Raw genomic sequence first — 391 nt, 5'->3', positions numbered from 1 at the left:
ATCACCATCCCCGCGCTGAGCGTGGACGACCCCGACGACGCCTCCACCCTGGTCCTGGGCTGGGGATCGACCTACGGACCGATCACCGCAGCCGTCCGCCGCCTGCGCGCCGAGGGCGTACCCGTGGCCCAGGCCCACCTACGCCACCTCAACCCGTTCCCCGCGAACCTGGGCGAGGTACTGGCCACGTACGACAAGGTGATCGTCCCGGAGATGAACCTCGGCCAGCTGGCCACGCTCCTGCGGGCCCGCTACCTGGTCGACGTCCGCTCCTACACCCAGGTCAGCGGCATGCCGTTCAAGGCCGAGCAGCTCGCCACCGTGCTCAAGGAGACCATCCATGGCTGAGCCCCTCGCCCTCGTCCCACGGGCCGAAGCGGCCCTGTCGGCC

The 391-nt window shown here is 70.6% G+C and carries 1 pseudogene; it reads left to right on the top strand.

Features of this window, described 5'->3' with window-relative positions:
- Positions 1-348: pseudogene (locus tag V7793_RS38050) on the top strand (2-oxoacid:acceptor oxidoreductase subunit alpha); the annotation flags it as partial.
- Positions 349-391: the final 43 nt, after the last annotated feature.

Source organism: Streptomyces sp. KLMMK, assembly GCF_036961605.1.
Taxonomy (GTDB): Bacteria; Actinomycetota; Actinomycetes; order Streptomycetales; family Streptomycetaceae; genus Streptomyces; species Streptomyces telluris.
This window is presented reverse-complemented; position numbering and strand designations above follow the sequence as displayed.